The following is a 19,696-nucleotide window of genomic DNA, read 5'->3' as shown; positions in this document are numbered from 1 at the left end:
TATCGCGTTGGGATGAGCTCATTATAGGGCAATTTATCGAACAAGCAAGTACTTTTGCAAAGACGAATGAACGAGTGCTTTAAATTTACGCACCAAAATAGAACACTTTATAAGCATAATAAGTATAAGTTTATAATAATAAAGCAGAAATATGACAAATATATTTCTGCAAATACTTTCGTTTTTTTATTTGCTATCACTGATTATTTGGATGGACTGTATGATTACAGGCTGTTTAGGGACATTTTGGTGCATGCCATAATTACTTGTTGGCACACCACTAATACGATCTACAACGTCCATACCTTTCACAACTTGTCCAAATACAGCATAGCCTGCATCAAAAGGCGAACGATCTAATGCAACATTATCATTTAAATTAATGAAAAACTGGCTTGTGGCTGAATCAGGATTACTGGTACGCGCCATTGCCAAACTACCACGCACATTCTTTAAACCATTATTTGCTTCATTCTTAATGGCGGCTTGTGTGGTCTTCTGAACCATTTGCCCACTAAATCCGCCCCCCTGAATCATAAAATTAGGAATAACACGGTGGAAAATTGTTCCTGCATAAAAATTTGCTTTGGCATAGTTTTTAAAGTTCTGAACCGAGATAGGGGCTTTATCATCATATAGCTCTATATCAATATTGCCTTGTGTGGTTTTAATCTGCATTAAGCTATTGGCTTGTAGCATCATACTACTGCTGGCTAAAGCTACAGCAACAAGAATTTTTTTAAACATCATATTCAATCTACACTCTAAACGATGATCAGATACTATCCTCCCATTCCATAAACAACAAATCCAGATCAATGATCTGGATTTTTACAATTGAAATACTGATGCAAAATAACTTCTATCGCTATCGCAAACCGCTTCAAAATAGCTTTTTATTGCTCAGCCTTAATTACTCAACTATTTTTATCCCAAAACGCGCGGAATGCTTTACTAATTTCTATTAAATTTTTCCTGGCTTTTTTAGAGACACTGGTTAAATTAACAAAGCCATGCGTTTGGTCTTCATAATCAACATATTCTACTTTAACGCCATTTTGGCGAAGTTTATAAGCATATATTTTACCCTCATCATGCAATACATCATGTCCAGCGGTTACCACAAACGCTGGAGCTAGTTTTTTTAATCGACCATAATGCGGTGAGATTATTGGATCTTCTAAATCAATATGATACTGCTTGGCATAATAATGCGTGACGGTATCAATATCTTGCCCTGTTAAAATTAAGCCTTGCTGATAACCATAATATGAAGGATGTCGACTTTTAAAATCAACCACAGGATAAATTAATAGTTGAGCATGTGCTGCATAATTTGTTTGCGCAGCGCGCTGTGCAACGATGGTACTAATATTCCCACCTGCACTATCACCACCAACAGCAATACGATTTTTTAAAATTTTAAACTGATTTCTATGCTGATATACCCAAGCTAATGCATCCTCACAACATTGAATCAACTCATGTGGACCTACTTCTGGTGCCAATGGATATTCAATACTCAACACTTGAACTTTGGCGTATGCTGCGATCATACGACAAACCTCATCATGACTTTCGATGCTGCCCACAATAAATCCACCACCATGATAAAAAACTAACATCGGCAATTTCTTATTGGGTGCTGGATGATAATGTCGTGCATAGATATTGCCACTACGCAATGCCACCGGAATGTCTTCTATATGACTGATCGGTGTCGGCTTATGTACGATAGATTGCATGTTGGCATCGAATTGCTGCCTAGAAGATTCGATATGATGCGGATCAATAAGGTTCTGATAACCTTGTTTGAGTTGTGCAGCCATTAAGGCTTTGGTGAAACTATCAAGCTGTGGATAGTGATAAGGATAAGCTAATAATTTTGCAATGGCTTCTTGTGCAACCTTTGGCATGCGGTCTAGAGCTCGTGCACTGGGACCGCGACCTTTATCGATATACTGTTGTAAAGATTTTAATAAAATCACAGATATAGCCCTCTATATACGCATGAATGACAGAGACGATGAACCCTTGACCTTGCATATTTAACATAAATCATTCTGCAATGAATATACGCTATGGGCTTTTGCTAGGATTGTCATTGACTTTATCAATCTTTTAAAAGGTAAATATGTGATTTTATGAATATCATGAGCTAAACCTATCATGATAGGTTTAGCTCACTCACATGGGATCATCTTTATTCAATTCATTATTGTACGGTATCTTCAGTTGCAGGTTGTTCTAGAATAACCGCGGGTTGTTCTTCAGTTGCGGGTACTGGTGTAACAACTGGCGCTTCTGATTGTATTGAGGCTGGTAAACCACTATCTGCTTGTGGAGTCGGTTCTTCGAGAGAACGCTGTACGGTCGGCACAGATGTTGAGTCAACAGAATCTGTGGTGGGATGTGAACTACAGCCAATAATTAGAAAAAGCCCTGTAGACAAGAGCGCGAGGGAAATAACTTTCTTCATTCATCTATCCTTCATATTAAAAGAAACACTGATCTCTCAGAACTATCTATCTTTTCCCGAGTCGCAAGATTTATCATCCCTACTCAGTAGCGATTTTTACAGCCACAAGTTGCCATATACCATGTTTGTTTAAATTCAACAGGTTATTTTGTAAAAAAAGTGATTAGTCACATAACTTCATCTTATTGTTTTTTAATTGTTTATCTACTTTAGCCCAATATTGAGCGACCCATAGCCCCCTGTTCAACGGGTTATTTTTAATATTTAACGCTTAGAAAACAACAATTCAAATATACTTGATTACAAATCAGAGCTATATCGCAAGAGTTTTGCAATATAGCTTATAGAGAATTGTTGGAAGGCAGAAAATTGTTTAAGGATGATTATTTTGCTGGAAATTCACATTATTTCTTAAATAATTCAGCAAATAACTTGAATTTTAAAGGGTATGCCCACACTTCATAAATATTCATAAATTACAAGTCATGGCAGTTCAGCAATTCCCAGTAAAACTGAAGCCTTGAAAAGGACTGTACATGTTTAAGAACCCATTTAAGCGGAGATCATCCATGGCGAATGAGCATAACGAACCAGCTCAAGATCTGCAGCAACAGGCTGAGATTGAGAACGATCAGAATCTTGCAGATGCAGAAGCACCGAGTGAAGTTTCTATTGAAGAGTTACAAGCACACATCGCTAAACTTGAAGAAAGCCTAAAATATGAAAAAGCAGTTGCTGCCAATGCCAAATACGAGGCAGAAAAGAGCAAAGAGCGTTTAGAACGTGAAGCAGATAGTGCGAAAAAATTTGCTCTAGAAAAGTTTGCCAAACAACTTTTAGAAACAGTCGACAATTTAGAGCGAGCAATTCAAGCAGCTGGTGATGAAGAAAACCCTGTGCTTGAAGGGGTGAAATTGACACACAAATCACTCCTTTCAACCTTAGAAAAATTTGAGGTTGTCGTGGTCGATACCGAAAATGGTTTTAATGCTGAATGGCACCAAGCAGTGGGTATAGACCCATCTGCAAAAGCTGGTGAAATCAGTCAAGTTTTGCAAAAAGGCTACACTTTATCAGGTCGTCTACTTCGTCCTGCAATGGTTATGGTAGGTCAATAGTCTGTCTTTGGTGAGAAATTCTGAAAAAATTTTTATAGATACTCTTGAAAAATTTTGGATGGCTCTCATATCGGATAACAAGCATAAATCACTGCAAAAAAATTTGAGGAAATAACTTAATGGCTAAAATCATTGGTATAGATTTAGGTACAACAAACTCATGCGTTGCTGTACTTGAAGGCGATAAAGTAAAAGTAATTGAAAACGCTGAAGGTGCTCGCACAACACCATCAATCGTGGCGTATAAAGATGGTGAAACTTTGGTGGGTCAATCTGCAAAACGTCAAGCAGTAACCAACCCTAAAAATACATTATTTGCAATCAAACGTTTGATTGGTCGTCGTTACGAAGATGGCGCGGTACAAAAAGACATCGGTCTTGTACCTTATAAAATTATCAAAGCTGACAACGGTGATGCTTGGGTAGAAGTAAACGACAAAAAACTTGCACCACAACAAGTTTCTGCAGATATCTTGAAAAAGATGAAAAAAACTGCTGAAGACTATTTAGGTGAAACTGTTACCGAAGCTGTGGTTACCGTACCTGCATACTTTAACGATGCGCAACGCCAAGCAACGAAAGATGCTGGTAAAATTGCGGGTCTAGATGTAAAACGTATTATCAACGAGCCAACTGCTGCTGCACTTGCATTTGGTATGGATAAAAAAGAAGGCGATCGTAAAGTTGCAGTCTATGACTTAGGTGGTGGTACTTTTGACGTATCAATCATTGAAATTGCTGACTTAGATGGCGATCAACAAATTGAAGTATTGTCTACCAATGGTGATACCTTCCTCGGTGGTGAAGACTTTGACAATGCGCTGATCGAATACTTGGTAGATGAGTTCAAGAAAGAACAAAACTTCGACCTTAAAAATGATCCACTTGCATTGCAACGTTTAAAAGAAGCTGCAGAAAAAGCTAAAATTGAGTTGTCTTCTTCGAATTCAACAGAAATTAACTTGCCATACATCACTGCTGATGCGTCTGGTCCTAAACACTTAGTGATCAACGTAACACGTGCAAAATTAGAAGGTTTAGTTGCTGATCTTGTGGCTCGTACCATTGAACCATGCCGTATCGCATTAAAAGATGCTGGCTTAAGCACTTCTGATATTTCTGATGTAATCTTGGTAGGTGGTCAATCTCGTATGCCGCTTGTACAACAAAAAGTACAAGAATTCTTCGGTAAGGAACCACGTAAAGATGTAAACCCTGATGAAGCTGTAGCGATTGGTGCTGCGATCCAAGGTGCGGTACTTTCTGGTGACAAAAATGACGTTCTATTATTAGACGTTACACCATTAACACTTGGTATTGAAACAATGGGCGGTGTATTAACTCCAATCATTGAGAAAAACACCACGATTCCTGCGAAGAAATCTCAAGTGTTCTCAACTGCTGCAGACAACCAACCTGCTGTAGACATTTCTGTTTACCAAGGCGAACGTAAAATGGCTCAACAAAACAAATTGTTGGGTAACTTCCAATTAGGCGACATTCCACCAGCACCACGTGGCATGCCACAAATTGAAGTATCATTTGACATCAACGCTGATGGTATCTTGAAAGTTTCTGCAAAAGACAAGAGCACAGGCAAAGAACAATCTATCCAGATCAAAGCAAACTCAGGTCTTTCAGATGCTGAAATCGATGCAATGATCAAAGATGCTGAAGCGAATGCAGAAGAAGACCGTAAGTTTGAAGAACTTGCCAAAGCGCGTAATGAAGCAGATGCATTAATTTCAAGTGCACAAAAAGCCGTTAAAGATCTTGGTGACAAAGTCACTGATGATGAAAAAGCGGCGGTTGATAGCGCGGTTTCTGAACTAGAAGCTGCTGCGAAAAACAACGATGCTGATGAAATCAAAGCAAAAACTGAAGCATTACAAAACATCTTGATGCCAATCACCCAACGTGCTTATGAACAAGCACAACAAGCGGGTGGTGCTGAAGGTTTTGATCCAAATGCATTCCAAGGTGGTGATGCTGCTGGTCAAAAAGCGGATGATGGCGTGGTTGATGCTGAATTCACCGAAGTTAAAGATGATAAAAAATAAGACTTGCGTTTAAAATTAAGTCTTATCCCCCTCAGTGGCGTGATCGCAACTGAGGGGTTTTTGTTTATATAGGCATTACACTTTATTAGCAAACAGCATCATAGGGTTCATTCTATACTGGTTGCTTGTTTAGGAGCCGCGTGTTTATACCAGTCAATGAGAATATTGCGCACGATCTATGCTATTTTAAACCATTGCAAATATGGGGATCTGTAGAATGAAAAGCATCGGCTTGCTTGGTGGCATGAGTTGGGAATCAACAGATTTATATTATCAATACATCATTGACATCCTCTCCGACCTTAAAGGACGGTGATTCCTCCTGCGAGACGCTCATGCCCGAGCGCAAGAATATTCAGTGCGGAATTTACATCCCGATCCCATGAGCTACCACACTCACGACACTGCCATTCTCTTATTCCAAGTCCTGCTCTACCTTTCGGACTACTGCAGCGTGAACCACAGCACGAGCAAGTTTGGGTGGTATAGGCTTCATTGACTTCTTCATACCATACTCCTGCGTTCTCGCATTTATACTTGAGCATAGTTCTTAATGTTGACCAACTTGCATCCAGCACAGACTTCGCTAATCTAGTCTGTGCTAATGCTTTGGCATTCACATTGCCAACAAAGATCGCTGCATGTTCATTAACCAATTTACGGCTAAATTGATGCAGCATGTTTTGACGGATATTTTTAATCTTGGCGTGAAGCGCTCTAAGACGTTTCTTATTTCTTGCTCGTTGAGCAATGCCAAGTTTGTGTTCATATTGCCGATAGATTTTAGGGGCTTTCAGCTTTACGCCATCTGAACAAGTCGCTAAATCTTTTAAACCTAAATCTATGCCAATTGCGGTTTTAGCGGTGGTTTTCTCAGTTTTAATGGAATCAACCACAAGGCAAACGTACCAACGTCCGCGGCTGTCCTCTACAAATGATCCTGTTTTAACATTGTATTTGCTTAATCCGTAGCTGTCCCATAGTTTGAATTGATGCTTAGCATATTGAACATAGCCATCAGCATATTTAATTGCGACTTTCTTGAAGGGTATCCATCCTAAAGAGCGTCTAGCTGATTTTTTATTGCTGACACGCCATTTTAATTTTGCTTTCTTGAATTGCTTGCGCCTTGTCACTAATTCTTCTGTAACTGCCTGTATGGTTTGGCTGTGCAAGTTGCATTCTTTGGATGCACCTTTGGTATATTTTGCTATATCGTATGCCGAAAAGAATTGTTGTTTTCGCTGTAGATGCTTGAAGCACAAATCATTGACATAATTCCAGACAAAGTTCACCTCTAATGCTAGTTGGTCTAGCATCTTACAATGTTTATCTTTTATGCGTAATTTAAGTGTCTTCATACTTAAAATATATTGGGTCTATGGCTAACAGTAAATAGTAATTTCTAGCTTAGTGAATAGTTTAAAGGGTGCTTCCAGTCGCATTCTAAGAATCAAACACCCTGAAATTAAAACAAGCTATGGGGAAATGCTCTGTGGTCGCCTAGCTACTTTACTGCATCATGTGGCGGTGCGCCAATTAAGATGATTAAACAATACATCCAACAACAGCAAACACCACACTACACACGAATGGCTTACGCCAGTCGCTTATATCCTCGGGCTAAACCCCGAGGTTTTACGCTCCAAAGGATAAAGTCTCAGATACGATTCAACAAGCGCTTTCGATTCCCTTTCTACATATTGCAGATAGTACCGCACAGACCATTCAACAGCATACCATTCAGAAAGTTGGATTATTAGGTACAGCTTTTACCATGGAACAAGATTTTTATAAAAACCGCCTGCTTGAGCAAGGTATTTCCGTGATTACCCCAGATGCTACACAACGTAAAATCGTGCACGATATTATTTATATTGCCTTTTCAGTTCCCTTATTTGATACCACGATCATTCATGCCGATGCCGCCGTTGATTTTGCTTTAGCACAAGAATAATAGACCTAGGCTAGTCGTAAGAAATACATCGTCAATTTACTTTATAGAGTATAAAAAATAAGTTATCCTACGCATAGTAACGTATATAACTGAGTAGAATATCTCTACACATGTTATATCAGCACAAAACGATTAGATAATATCTGCTTTATTTTTTTCATTTCATCATAGGACCATACAGCTCATGAACAACGCTGCATAAATAGCCCCACCGTGGTTATTCATTTTCTCAGCCGAATGCTCAGAAATTTGCATGCATGTTATTGCTGTTCATCCTATTCATTACAGAGCACCATCAAACAGAGCGTCATCAAAAGAATAAGCTTTCGGCTACCCGTATTGCTAACGAGTATTTCATATGCCACATTCAAATTCTTCAATGAAAACACCATATCTCGAACATAATCGTCAAGCATGGGACCACATGGCACAGCAAGATTGTCCTTGGTCACGTGCTGTCAGTGCAGCTGACATTGCTGCTGCCCGTGCGGGACAATGGCACGTTAAGCTCACCCCGAATGCTATGCCTAAAGGATGGCTAGATGAAGTGAAAGGCTTAAAAATCTTATGTCTAGCTAGTGGTGGCGGACAACAAGCACCGATTTTGGCTGCGGCAGGTGCCGATGTCACTGTGCTGGATGCCTCTTTACAACAGCTTGCACAAGATCAAATGGTCGCAACACGAGACCAATTACAACTGCAAATCATCCAAGGTGATATGTGCGATCTCAGTCAATTTAACGATCAACAGTTTGATGTGATCTTTCATCCTATTTCAAACTTATACATTCCTGATCCAATGCCAGTATGGCAAGAATGTTTTCGCGTATTAAAAGTTGCTGGGCATTTACTCAGCAGTTTCTATAATCCAGTAGTTTTTGTGGGTGACCGTCAAGATGACGTTAATGCCGGCATCATTCATGCCCGTTATAAAATTCCCTACGCGGATGTTAAAGATCTAAGTCAGGCACAATTACAGCAAAAAATACAGCAGCAACAGGCTTTGGTTTTTGGGCATAGCTTAACGCAACAAATTGCTGGGCAACTCGATGCTGGATTTTTATTAAAAGGGTTTTATGAGGATTTTCAACCGCAACCGCGCTTTGTAATCGATCACTATTTGCCAACTTTTTTGGCAACACGTGTGGTTAAGCCCTAGTTGATCGCTACCACACAGCTCAGCATGTGAGTATTTTCACTTGCTGAGCGAAGAGGAGTTAACTTTGAGTATCTTGCCAGCGTCTTTGTTGTAGGCGCTCCCCTTCAACCTCGCGTTTATTGCGTGCAGACTGATAGAGTTTAGTTCCCTGTAGTTCAGGTGGCAGATATTCCTGCTTCACAAAATGCTCAGGATAGTCATGTGGGTAAAGATAATCTATGCCATAGCCTTGTTGTTTCATCAACTTGGTGGGTGCATTTCTAAGATGCAGTGGAACTGGCAGATTGGCTGTTTTTTCAGCCAATGCCATGGCTTTATTGATGGCTAAATAAGTGCTATTACTTTTGGCGCTGGTAGCCAAATATACAGCCGTCTGCCCTAATATAATCCGTGACTCTGGCATACCAATCACTTGCACACTACGAAAACATTCACCCGCCAACAACAAGGCATTCGGATTAGAATTACCAATATCTTCCGATGCAGCGATTAACATACGACGTGCAATAAAAACCGGGTCTTCACCGCCCTTTAACATACGCGCCATCCAATATAATGCAGCATCAGGGTCGCTACCTCGGATCGATTTAATAAAAGCCGAAACCAAGTCATAATGCTGCTCACCTGATTTGTCATAGCGTGCAATATTTTGCTGTGCGACTTTAACAACCAATGCATCCACGATATGATTTTCAGTATCTTCACTAAATGTACTGGCGACTAAATCTAATAGATTGAGTGCTTTACGCGCATCACCTGCCGCAAACTGAATGAGGGCATCATACTCATCAATCGAAATATGACGTTGCTTGAGAAAAGCATCTTGTTGCAATGCACGATGAAGTAGATCTTGAATCGCTTGCCCATCCAAGGCATTTAAAGTGTAAACCTGACAACGTGACAATAAGGCACTATTCACCTCAAATGAGGGATTTTCTGTAGTTGCACCAATTAAGGTAATTTTGCCTTTCTCAACAGCATTTAATAATGCGTCTTGCTGTGATTTATTAAAACGATGTATCTCATCAATAAAAACCACTGGGCTAATCAGATCACCACTTTCTGCAATAATCTCTCTTAATTCCTTCACCCCAGTATTTAATGCGGACAAACTTAGAAAAGGTCGATCGACAGCCTGTGCCAATAATAAGGCGATAGTGGTTTTCCCTACCCCAGGCGGACCCCAGAAAATGATTGAAGGCAAATGCCCCTGATCAATCATTTGTCTTAAAGGCGCATCTTCACCCAATAAATGGGCTTGTCCAATAATCTCGGATAAATCACGAGGACGCAGACGTTCAGGTAAAGGAATGTGATGATCTGACATAGAAATCTTTTAGCTCAGCATTGAATGGCTATAGTAGCCTATTTGTACAAAACTACGAAATCACATACGGTCATTCTATAGGGTCTAAGCTTTGACCAATATTGCAGTGGCTACAATGCAAAATGAGTATTTTAACGTACCCAGCGCACAATATAATCTTCGATGTGTTCTTCATCGATTTCTATTTCAGAAATACAGCGTCCAGCAGCGGATTTTTTGGCACGGATAACGCTTTGTCGTGTACCAGTATTGAGGTAATGCCAAGACGGTAAATTTTTACCCTCTTGTAAACGGCGGTAAGCGCAACTTGGTGGTAACCAAGAGATTTCATTCAATAGCGCAGGGCTCAGTGTAATACAATCAGCGACGTGCTGTGAACGATGCGGATAATCACGACAACGTGCAGTTTGGCAATCTAATAATTTACAGGCAACTTTGGTATAAGCAACCTCATGGGTATCTTCATCTTCTAATTTCACCAAACAGCACAAACCACAACCATCACATAAAGCTTCCCACTCCACAGGATTTAATTCGTGTAGAGGATAATTTTTCCAAAATAAAGGACGTAAAGATTCGGTTAAACTCATGATTGTGCTACTAGACATGAAATATGATAAAAGCCAAAACAACATGCTCAGTGCAGATCAACGCCTGCGCATTAAGGCAGCAGTATAACAGCTTTTGTGCCAGCGCTGGGTCTGGGGATGACGATGCCTGACAGCATTATGTTGTCAGCTCAATCTGACACGCTGCGCACTGCAATCGATAAGACCATCAGCATATATTTGATTCATTAGATTTTTCTGTTACAGAATCACATCGTTTAATTTTCAAACAGATCGTTATACTCAGAGAACACTTATGCAAGGAGGATGAATTATGTTTCGTTGGGCCATAATTTTTGCAATCATCGCACTCATTGCCAGTTTCTTAGGCTTTGGCGGCGTCGCAGGAATCTCTAAAGACTTTGCTGTGATCCTACTCATCGTTGCTGTAATTTTAGCGATTGTTGGTTTTCTTACCCGTGGTAAAAGCTAATAAGCTGCCTAAATTATAGACGCTTAAATTACAGACACTTAAGCCATAGCGACTCGGCTTAAACCTTTGACTTTATAAACAATAAAACAACTGAGAAGGGGAATATTCCCCTTCTTTTACATGCTATTTTTGTGTATTGGGCGATTTATACGACAGCTCAAACATTTACTGACATTTCTTTTAATTCAAAATAAAATTCTGCCATTTTTCACAGGGCATTTTATGATTTAATCAAAGATATTATTCAATTTCACCACTTTAGATAGGATATAACTATGGCTCAGCCAATCATTACACGGGAAATTCAATATACTGCTGCCGATGGTAGCCAACTGATAGGTTATTTTGCCGCCCCTGATGATGCTCAAGCACATGCTGGCATTATTGTGGCACCCGAATGGTGGGGTAGAAACGAGTATACCGAACGACGTGCACGTGAATTGGCAGAACAAGGTTATGCAGCTCTTGCCATCGATATGTATGGTGAGAAAAAAGTAACAACATCGGCGGCTCAGGCCAATGAATGGATGACGCAAACCTTTGAAAAAGCAGATACGATTGTACAACGAGCGCAAGCTGGTCTAGAAGCACTTGCTGCGCAAACTGAAGTCGATGCCAACCGTTTGGCGGCAATTGGTTTCTGTTATGGCGGTAAAGTTGTGCTCGATTTGGCACGTGCTGGCGCTACACTCAAAGCAGTTGCCACCTTCCATGCGGTACTCGCCACCCAGCAGCCTGCACAAGCAGGTCAAATTCAAGCAGAAATCTTAGTCATGCATGGGGCCTTAGATAGTATGGTCAGCCTTGATGATGTTGAGCAATTTAAAACTGAAATGGCCAACGCCGCTGTGAATAGCAAGGTTTTAATCTTAGAGGGTGCAAAACACGGCTTTAGTAATCCTCAAGCCGATGAACGTGCGAAAGCCAACCAAGTCGACTTAGGCTATAGTGCCAGCGCTGAAAAAACCAGTCTTGCCGCCATGTATGATTTATTAAAACGTCAACTGGCTTAAGCCCTGCCAATGGCTGAAGTAGTTTTTTATAGCAATAAAGAGGATAAACCATGACAGATCAACACTGCCCTTATTGTGAATATGATGAATATGACATTATTTCTAAAAATGAATATGGCGTCATTTTGCCTGATGTAAATCCTTTATCTAAAGGTCATTCCGTTGTGATTCCGCATCGTCATGTGACATCATTCTTTGATGTCACAGATAAAGAACGTAAGAGCTTACAATCCTTATTAGAATTGGCACGAAATGAATTAAAACTCAGATATCAGCCACAAGGTTTTCATATTGCCTTTAATGATGGTCGAGTCTTTGCAGATGATGAAGACCAACATTTTCACATTCATATTATCCCACGTTACCAAGACCAAGCCTTAAAACTTGATCAACGTTGGGGCATTATCAGCCAATAAATCCCAAGCAGTGAGTACGTTTAAACCAGTACGTTTAAACCACTACATCACGCTAAACTGCACAGACTAAAACGGCGACCCAGTGTTTTACCATGCTGGGTCTCATTTTTTGGGCGCACAAAATAAGGACAATTGGTTATACTAGCCGCCCTTTCCTCTATTGCAGAAGTTATGACCGGTTTTTCTTTCGCAGATGCACTACTCACTTGGTTTGATCAACATGGTCGCCATGATCTGCCATGGCAAGTTGCAGATGACCCCTATAAAGTTTGGGTCTCTGAAATTATGCTGCAACAAACACAAGTCAAAACCGTACTGCAATACTTTGATCGCTTCATACAACGCTTTCCAACGGTACATCATCTCGCACAAGCAACATGGGAAGAGGTTGCTCCCTATTGGGCAGGATTAGGCTACTATGCGCGTGCCCGAAATCTACATAAAGCTGCTGCAATCGTTGCAAGCGAGGGACTGCCCAACAACTTAGCAGCTTGGATGGCACTACCCGGTATTGGACGTTCTACAGGCGGTGCACTGATGTCATTGGGATTACGTCAATATGGCGTGATTATGGATGGCAATGTCAAACGTGTTTTATCGCGTTTTTATGGGTTGAGCCAAGACTTAACGACTCCAGCTGCCCAGCGTGAATTATGGCAACTGGCAGAAGCATTATGCCCAGTCGAACGTAACCATGACTATACCCAAGCCATTATGGATCTAGGCGCAACCATTTGCACGCCGAAGAAACCCTTATGTTTATATTGCCCGATGCAACCACATTGCCAAGCCTATCTCGAAGGCATGACCGCACAAATTCCCTTTAAAAAACCCAAAACAGCCGTACCCATAAAAACAGCACAAGTACTGCTCTTTGCCACCGCACAACAACCGCAAACTTGGCTCTGGCAACAACGCCCCAACCAAGGTCTATGGGGAGGATTGTGGAGTTTGCCCATTATTGAAGATCCGCAACATTGGCAACAATTGGTTCAGCAATATGCATTGCAACACAAACCAATGCAGACACAGATTACTCATCACTTTACCCATTTCACTTGGCATTTACAGGCTTATCAAATCATGATTCCCTCCGCACAACAACCCGCTTTGGCTGAGCATTGGCAAGCAACATGGTTGGAGAATGAACAAGCTGCCGCTCAGGGAATCCCAACTGCAATGAAAAAATTGATCTCTGCTTTAAAAGTGTGACATATTCAGGTCTTATAATGTATTTCTTCAGTCAGCATCATTAGAAAATCAAAAAGGAAGATCTGTGCATAAGCTTGTCACGATTAGTCTCATCAGCTTGAGCTGCATTTTACTCAATGCCTGTAGCACTGCGCCCAAAAAGACCAAACAACCAGCACCGATCAGCTCAGATCAAGCGGCACGTTTGAAGGCCATGCCAATGCCCAAACGCTTAGCCATACCTGTTGCCAACGTAAACCCTCAGCAATTGACTGATACTTGGGGCTCAGCACGAAGTCAAGGACGGCGCCATGAAGGAATTGATATCATGGCGAATCGTGGCACAAAAGTTTATAGTACAACCGATGGCATCATTGCCAGCCTCAAGGGCAATAATCTTGGTGGCACTGTAATCTGGATTTTAGGTCCGGCGGGTTCATGGCATTATTATGCACATCTGAATGCCCAACATCGTGATCTCAAAGAAGGCGCTTATATCAAGAAAGGCACTCTGATTGGCTATGTGGGCAATACAGGCAATGCACGTCATACGGCGCCACATCTGCATTATGGGATTTATCTAGACGGTAAAGGTCGCGGTGCAGTCAACCCTTATCCATATTTACGTTAACCGCGAACAACTTCTTTGTACGCTATATTGTTGTAGGAAATATTCATGGCTGCTGTTTTGCTTGACCGTCTGATTCAATTTGCTGAATCTGGTAATCAACAAAAAATTCAATTAAAAGATCAATGTTACCAAGGTTGGGTGATGGAAATCACCGACACTGCCTTATTGATCAGCACAGGCTTTGCCGATAAATCTGGTAAAGACCAATGGCTAGAGTTTACTGACTTAGAGCATGCCACACTCAGCTATTGGGACAATCAACAAGATCAATGGATTAATTTTGCTTTATCCTAAACACTGATATTTTATCTTCAAGGAGCGAATATGGCACAGCATCAAAGTCTACACCGTTGTGGTTGGTGTAGTGATGACCCCTTGTATCAGCATTACCATGATCAAGAATGGGGAAAACCAACGCATGAGGCTGCACTATTATTTGAAATGTTGTGCCTTGAAGGTCAACAAGCGGGTCTCTCTTGGATTACCGTACTGAAGAAACGTGCAGCATATCGGCAGTATTTTTTTCAACACCCGATTGCGGATATTGCTACGCTGAGCGATGCTACACTCGCACAATATTGCCAAGACAGCGCTTTAATTCGTCATATCGGCAAATTAACGGCTATTCGCGATAATGCCAAAGCATGGCTACAACTGAGTCAGCAACATGATGTGGTGCAATGGTTATGGAATTTTGTTGAGGGTGAAACCATACAGAACACAGTGCCTGACTATAAGCAAGCACCGGCACAAACAGAAATCAGCCAACGTATGTCCAAAGCACTGAAAAAAAATGGCTTTAAATTTGTTGGACCGACCACCTGCTATGCCTTTATGCAGGCGGTAGGAATGGTCAATGATCATGAGGATCACTGTAGTTTTAAAGATTAAAAGCGGTATTACAGATTCCAGTGCAAATCAACAGACTGTAAATCAACAGCCCGTAAATCATTGTGATGACTAGATGACTAGAGCTGCTGTTGAGTCCATGCAGCCAAACAGTCAATTGCCTGGGCAATGGCGCCATTCAGCTCATGTCCAGCATTGAGTCGAATACAGTTCTTATAACGTTGCTCTTCACCAAAAACGATACCGGGCACAATATTAATGCCCTGTTGTTTGGCATATAAATACAGCTGCATACTGTCTATATGTTCGGGAAGTTGTAACCATAAGGCATAACCACCGCTTGGGTTTGACAGGCGTACCTCTACATCAGCAAAACTTTGGATAATATAATCGCGATATTGCTGCACCTGCTGCATTAATACCGGTCTTAATGCTGTTAAATGCTCACGATAAGCACGACTATAAATAAAATCAGCCAAACCCAATTGTAATGGCGTATTCACCACCACAAGATGTAATAAGATTTGCGCACGATACTGTTGCAATCGTGGCGGCAAACTAAACCACCCCACCCGATAAGACGGTGAAATCACTTTCGAAATAGAGCCGCAATAAATCACATAACCCTGTTGATCCCAATATTTAATCGGTAAGGGACGAACGGGGGTATGACTGCATTCGGCATAAATATCATCTTCAATAATAAAACACTGATAACGTGCAGCCAATGCCGCAATTTTTTGTTTCTCGTCATTACTCAGGACAAAACCCAAAGGATTATGAAAATTAGCTGTGAGCAAACAAAGTTTAGAATTTGAATCGCGCATCGCTTGTTCTAGCCGATCTAAATCGATGCCTTGATGATGTGCAGGCACCTCAATAATTTTTCGCTTCAAGGTCCCCAATAACTGTAATTGCCCATTAAAGCTTGGCGTGGGCACAATAATACTGTCACCTATTTGCGTGAGTGTCTGAATTAATACTGCCAATGCAGGCATACAGCCATTGCTAATATAAATTTCAGAGACAGGAATATAAAAACCATCTTCGGCCCAATGTGCAGCCAGCGCCTCTTGTAATTGCCGATTGCCTTGTCGATCACTATATAAAAAGTCTTCAGAATGACTGTGTTTTAGCGCACGTTGTAATGAACGACGTAAACTGCTACTTGGAATCAAACGTGGTGATAGCTGTATAGAGCCCAAATGTACCAAACGTGGATCAACAGAATCTTCTTGAATTTCAATTTGTAATTCTAAATTAGAAATACGCCGTGGCGTGGTTTGAAAATCGGGATGTACTGGCATAGCCACCGAGGGATGCGCATTGCGTACTGGCTGTACAAAATAACCCGCCTTAGGACGGACATAAATCAAGCCTTGTGCTTCCAATAAGGCATAGCAATGTTGTGCAGTATTCAAACTAACCTGCTGTAGCTTGGCAAACTGGCGTAATGAGCTTAAACGTTGTCCCGCAGGCAATTCACCTTGATAAATCTTTTGCGCCAATTGTTGGGCCAAAATTTGATATTGAAAGCGCATGACAGCAAATACTCAGTTCTGTACTTATTTTTTAAATATTATTGTATCTGTACCCATTTCACCAGTGCTTTTATGCTCAAACCATTGTTTTATCAGTCACTCAGGGCAGTAGCCAGCATGAAAAAGTATCTTATAATGATGATGAGTTTATGGCTCAGTGCATGTCAGCAACCTGAAAGCAATCATCAAAGTCAGCAACAGCACTTTATTTGTAAATCTTTGATTGAAGGATATTTAAAAAGCCAAGCTCTGCAAAACTACCAGTTTTATAGCATGCAGCCCACCTTACAGTTTAGCAGTGCTACACGACATTATCATTATCAAAGCTCGATGGCGCATCAATCGGTTTTAGTCCAGCAACCACGTCGTAAAAATATTGACTTTATCTGTCAGCAGCAACAGCAACGGTTTACCCTGTCTTTATTGCCCAATGAACACGCGACCACAGCAAAACAGGTCACCCCCATTCAGCTACTACAGCTCGATTTACCGATGCAAGACAGTCAAGACAATCAAAACAATCCATCAGCACTGCCTAATTATGCAGCAAGAGGGCTTTGACATTGTTTATTGTGATCGATCGCTTACTCAATACATCGGCTAGGTCAAGCGTCATCTCATAGACCGCTTCAGCATAGCAAGAAATCAAGAAATAGTAATAAAATGCCCAAGTCTGGCTTGGGCGATCGAGATCATCATCAACCTGAATAAAATCTAGGTCTTGATCCGCTACAGCACAAGCTTACAGCTGCTCTAAACCCAGTACATCTTGCATATCATATTGTTGTGCTGGTTTACCCACCACCCATGCCGCAGCACGCACTGCACCAGCAGCAAAGTTCATGCGATTGCTGGCTTTATGGCTAATTTCCACACGTTCACCATCACCAATAAACATTACGGTATGTTCACCGACAATGTCACCACCACGAATGGTTTCAAAGCCAATGGTTTGACGATCACGCGGTCCAGTATGTCCTTCACGACCATAAACCGCCACTTCTTTTAAGTCACGTCCTAAACGTTCAGCCACCGCCTCACCCATCATTAAAGCCGTTCCTGATGGTGCATCAACTTTATGGCGATGATGTGCTTCAACAATCTCTACATCGACACTGTCACCAAATGCTTGCGCCGCAAGCTGTAGCAGTTTAATTGAGACATTAACCCCTACAGAATAGTTTGCAGCATAGACCACGGGGATATGCTGTGCCGTTTGCTGCATTTGTTGTTTTTGTGGTTCAGAAAAACCCGTCGTACCAATCACAATAGCCACATTGGCAGCTTGGCAAATATTAAGATACTGTGCGGTGGCTTCAGGCGTACTAAAGTCGATGATGACATCACAGTTGGCGATAACCTTCGTTAGGTCATCGACTACCGTTAACCCCAATCGCCCAATACCGACCAGTTCTCCTGCATCGGTACCTATCAGCGAGCTACCAGAACGCACCACTGCTGCCGCTAAAGGATAACCTGCTTGATGAACAGCTTGAATCAACATGCGGCCCATACGACCACCAGCGCCGACGATGCCAATACGTGGATGTGCTGACATAAAATTTCCCTACTCAATCTGTTTAAAAAATAAATCTAATATAACAATTTAAACAATAAAAAACTGCCCTGTATGATCATCTCTTGACACTAGCCCCCAATCTTAGGTTTGCCAGCAAGGAGAATACATCCAGAGCAGTTTGTTAGGGATTGCCGTTGCATCGCTGCTATTTAACGGCTTAACGGCGCTTGATCGGCCAATCCCCCTAATTTTAAGCCACTGTGCTAGTGAGCTTAGTCAAATAAACGATCAAAGAAAGATTTTTTCTTCGGTGTTGATTTGTGTTCATCACCATCTAGGGTATCTTGTAGTTCTTGCAGTAACTCACGCTGTCTCGCCGTTAAGTTCACAGGCGTTTCCACCACAATACGGCAGAGCAAATCACCTTGCATACTGTCACGTACTGGTTTCACGCCTTTACCACGCAAACGGAATAACTTGCCGGTTTGTGTACCTTCAGGGATTTTTAGGCTAACACGACCATCAAGGGTCGGGATTTCAATCTCTTTACCCAAGGCAGCATCCGCAATACTGACTGGTACATCCATATATAAATCAGCACCATCACGTTGGAATACATCGTGTTCACGAACCACAACTTCAACGTATAAATCGCCTGCTTGCCCCCCACGTATAGCCTCGCCTTTGCCCGTAAGACGCACGCGATCGCCATTGTCTACGCCCGCAGGAATCGTGACTTCAAGTGTTTGTTGACGATCACTCACACCAGAACCATGGCAGCTATTACAAGGGTTTTTAATCATCTTCCCTTGACCACGACAGGTACTACAAGTCTGTTGTACCGAGAAGAAACCTTGTTGCATACGGACTTGACCTGCGCCATGGCAAGTTCTACACGTTTCTACATCATTAGGATTTTTAGAACCTTTACCATCACAGCTTTCACATGGTGCCGGTGCTGTAAAACTGATGGTCTTTTTAACGCCACGAACCGCTTCTTCTAAGGTCAGTTCCATCACATAACGGAGGTCAGAACCTTGGCGTCGTTGACGTTGCTGGCCGCGACCACCGCCGCCAAATGCACCACCAAAAATATCACCAAACTGGCTAAAGATATCTTCTGCACTAAAGCCGCCGAAGCCGCCACCACCGCCCATGCCACCTTCGAATGCACTATGCCCCATACGGTCGTACATGTTGCGCTTTTCTGCGTCAGACAGAACTTCGTAAGCTTCAGCTGCTTCTTTAAATTTTTCTTCTGCTTCAGGATTGTCTGGATTGCGGTCTGGATGATATTTCATCGCCAACTTACGGTAGGCTTTTTTAATTTCATCATCACTAGCGGTTTTTGAGATGTTCAAAACCTCATAATAATCACGTTTAGCCATATCTGGC

Annotated in this window: 20 protein-coding genes and 3 pseudogenes; 14 read left to right on the top strand and 9 right to left on the bottom strand. The window is 41.6% G+C overall.

All coding sequences use genetic code 11. The features are described 5' to 3' along the window. Positions 1-186: 186 nt before the first annotated feature. From BFG52_RS00330 to BFG52_RS00320, 3 genes are all read right to left on the bottom strand, one after another. Positions 187-747 carry a peptidylprolyl isomerase gene (locus BFG52_RS00330; protein ID WP_067558920.1) on the bottom strand — a complete coding sequence of 187 codons (561 nt, stop codon included), beginning with the start codon at positions 745-747 and terminating at the stop codon, positions 187-189. Between the two features lie 170 nt (positions 748-917). Further along, complete coding sequence (locus tag BFG52_RS00325) at positions 918-1,988, bottom strand: alpha/beta hydrolase (RefSeq protein WP_067551108.1); 1,071 nt, start codon at positions 1,986-1,988, stop codon at positions 918-920. 227 nt (positions 1,989-2,215) lie between these two features. Beyond that, positions 2,216-2,479: a superantigen-like protein SSL4 gene (locus tag BFG52_RS00320; RefSeq protein ID WP_067551105.1), complete on the bottom strand. Its 264-nt coding sequence runs from the start codon at positions 2,477-2,479 to the stop codon at positions 2,216-2,218. A gap of 569 nt (positions 2,480-3,048) precedes the next feature. On the opposite strand from BFG52_RS00320, the gene grpE reads away from it, so the two are divergent. From grpE to BFG52_RS17400, 3 genes and pseudogenes are all read left to right on the top strand, one after another. After that, positions 3,049-3,597: a nucleotide exchange factor GrpE gene (gene grpE, locus BFG52_RS00315; protein WP_067551102.1), complete on the top strand. Its 549-nt coding sequence runs from the start codon at positions 3,049-3,051 to the stop codon at positions 3,595-3,597. A 119-nt stretch (positions 3,598-3,716) separates the two neighbouring features. Beyond that, positions 3,717-5,657 carry a molecular chaperone DnaK gene (gene dnaK, locus BFG52_RS00310; RefSeq protein ID WP_067551099.1) on the top strand — a complete coding sequence of 647 codons (1,941 nt, stop codon included), beginning with the start codon at positions 3,717-3,719 and terminating at the stop codon, positions 5,655-5,657. Between the two features lie 217 nt (positions 5,658-5,874). Continuing rightward, positions 5,875-5,970: pseudogene (locus tag BFG52_RS17400) on the top strand (aspartate/glutamate racemase); the annotation flags it as partial. Here the strand turns inward: BFG52_RS17400 and BFG52_RS00305 are convergent. Then, positions 5,960-7,018 carry an RNA-guided endonuclease InsQ/TnpB family protein gene (locus BFG52_RS00305; RefSeq protein WP_067551096.1) on the bottom strand — a complete coding sequence of 353 codons (1,059 nt, stop codon included), beginning with the start codon at positions 7,016-7,018 and terminating at the stop codon, positions 5,960-5,962. The pseudogene BFG52_RS17400 and the gene BFG52_RS00305 overlap by 11 nt on opposite strands. A 34-nt stretch (positions 7,019-7,052) precedes the next feature. On the opposite strand from BFG52_RS00305, the pseudogene tnpA reads away from it, so the two are divergent. From tnpA to BFG52_RS00295, 3 genes and pseudogenes are all read left to right on the top strand, one after another. Further along, positions 7,053-7,240 (top strand): annotated as a pseudogene (gene tnpA / locus BFG52_RS16535) (IS200/IS605 family transposase); the annotation flags it as partial. 71 nt (positions 7,241-7,311) lie between these two features. Then, a pseudogene (locus BFG52_RS16730) lies at positions 7,312-7,614 on the top strand (aspartate/glutamate racemase family protein); the annotation flags it as partial. Positions 7,615-7,972: 358 nt separating this feature from the next. Continuing rightward, positions 7,973-8,773: a class I SAM-dependent methyltransferase gene (locus BFG52_RS00295; protein WP_081408572.1), complete on the top strand. Its 801-nt coding sequence runs from the start codon at positions 7,973-7,975 to the stop codon at positions 8,771-8,773. 58 nt (positions 8,774-8,831) lie between these two features. Here the strand turns inward: BFG52_RS00295 and BFG52_RS00290 are convergent, their stop codons facing one another. Together BFG52_RS00290 and BFG52_RS00285 are read right to left on the bottom strand one after the other, a co-directional pair. Next, the gene (locus BFG52_RS00290; RefSeq protein WP_067551087.1) at positions 8,832-10,100 is read right to left on the bottom strand and encodes a replication-associated recombination protein A; all 1,269 of its coding nucleotides are present in this window, start codon (positions 10,098-10,100) and stop codon (positions 8,832-8,834) included. A gap of 131 nt (positions 10,101-10,231) precedes the next feature. Further along, positions 10,232-10,690: a YcgN family cysteine cluster protein gene (locus BFG52_RS00285; protein WP_067551085.1), complete on the bottom strand. Its 459-nt coding sequence runs from the start codon at positions 10,688-10,690 to the stop codon at positions 10,232-10,234. A 292-nt stretch (positions 10,691-10,982) separates the two neighbouring features. On the opposite strand from BFG52_RS00285, the gene BFG52_RS00280 reads away from it, so the two are divergent. The 7 genes from BFG52_RS00280 to BFG52_RS00250 all read left to right on the top strand — a co-directional run bounded on the left by BFG52_RS00280 (position 10,983) and on the right by BFG52_RS00250 (position 15,283). Beyond that, positions 10,983-11,141 (top strand): DUF1328 family protein, encoded by a 159-nt coding sequence (locus BFG52_RS00280; protein WP_067551082.1) that lies wholly within the window; start codon positions 10,983-10,985, stop codon positions 11,139-11,141. A gap of 275 nt (positions 11,142-11,416) precedes the next feature. Further along, positions 11,417-12,154, top strand: a complete 738-nt coding sequence (locus BFG52_RS00275; RefSeq protein ID WP_067551079.1) for a dienelactone hydrolase family protein — start codon at positions 11,417-11,419, stop codon at positions 12,152-12,154. Positions 12,155-12,204: 50 nt separating this feature from the next. Then, positions 12,205-12,570, top strand: coding sequence for an HIT family protein (locus BFG52_RS00270; protein WP_067551076.1), 366 nt, complete (start codon positions 12,205-12,207; stop codon positions 12,568-12,570). Between the two features lie 171 nt (positions 12,571-12,741). Beyond that, the gene (mutY, locus tag BFG52_RS00265) at positions 12,742-13,782 is read left to right on the top strand and encodes an A/G-specific adenine glycosylase (protein ID WP_067551073.1); all 1,041 of its coding nucleotides are present in this window, start codon (positions 12,742-12,744) and stop codon (positions 13,780-13,782) included. 64 nt (positions 13,783-13,846) lie between these two features. Continuing rightward, a complete protein-coding gene (locus BFG52_RS00260) occupies positions 13,847-14,392 on the top strand; it encodes a M23 family metallopeptidase (protein ID WP_067551070.1) in 546 nt (181 codons plus the stop codon). Between the two features lie 45 nt (positions 14,393-14,437). After that, complete coding sequence (locus tag BFG52_RS00255) at positions 14,438-14,686, top strand: hypothetical protein (protein WP_067551067.1); 249 nt, start codon at positions 14,438-14,440, stop codon at positions 14,684-14,686. A gap of 30 nt (positions 14,687-14,716) precedes the next feature. Beyond that, complete coding sequence (locus BFG52_RS00250; protein ID WP_067551064.1) at positions 14,717-15,283, top strand: DNA-3-methyladenine glycosylase I; 567 nt, start codon at positions 14,717-14,719, stop codon at positions 15,281-15,283. 77 nt (positions 15,284-15,360) lie between these two features. Here the strand turns inward: BFG52_RS00250 and BFG52_RS00245 are convergent, their stop codons facing one another. Further along, positions 15,361-16,782 (bottom strand): aminotransferase-like domain-containing protein, encoded by a 1,422-nt coding sequence (locus BFG52_RS00245; RefSeq protein WP_067551061.1) that lies wholly within the window; start codon positions 16,780-16,782, stop codon positions 15,361-15,363. A 117-nt stretch (positions 16,783-16,899) separates the two neighbouring features. Here BFG52_RS00245 and BFG52_RS00240 point away from each other — a divergent pair, with 117 nt between their 5' ends. Continuing rightward, positions 16,900-17,343, top strand: coding sequence for a hypothetical protein (locus tag BFG52_RS00240; RefSeq protein ID WP_067558916.1), 444 nt, complete (start codon positions 16,900-16,902; stop codon positions 17,341-17,343). A gap of 181 nt (positions 17,344-17,524) precedes the next feature. Here BFG52_RS00240 and dapB read toward each other — a convergent pair whose 3' ends face one another. Both dapB and dnaJ read right to left on the bottom strand, forming a co-directional pair. Further along, a complete protein-coding gene (gene dapB, locus BFG52_RS00235) occupies positions 17,525-18,340 on the bottom strand; it encodes a 4-hydroxy-tetrahydrodipicolinate reductase (protein ID WP_067551058.1) in 816 nt (271 codons plus the stop codon). A gap of 233 nt (positions 18,341-18,573) precedes the next feature. Next, positions 18,574-19,689, bottom strand: a complete 1,116-nt coding sequence (dnaJ, locus tag BFG52_RS00230) for a molecular chaperone DnaJ (protein ID WP_067551055.1) — start codon at positions 19,687-19,689, stop codon at positions 18,574-18,576. Between the last annotated feature and the right edge of the window lie 7 nt (positions 19,690-19,696).

It is taken from the genome of Acinetobacter larvae (assembly GCF_001704115.1).
GTDB lineage: Bacteria > Pseudomonadota > Gammaproteobacteria > Pseudomonadales > Moraxellaceae > Acinetobacter > Acinetobacter larvae.
The sequence above is the reverse complement of the archived record's forward strand: the minus strand, read 5'-3'. Positions and strand labels throughout refer to the sequence as shown.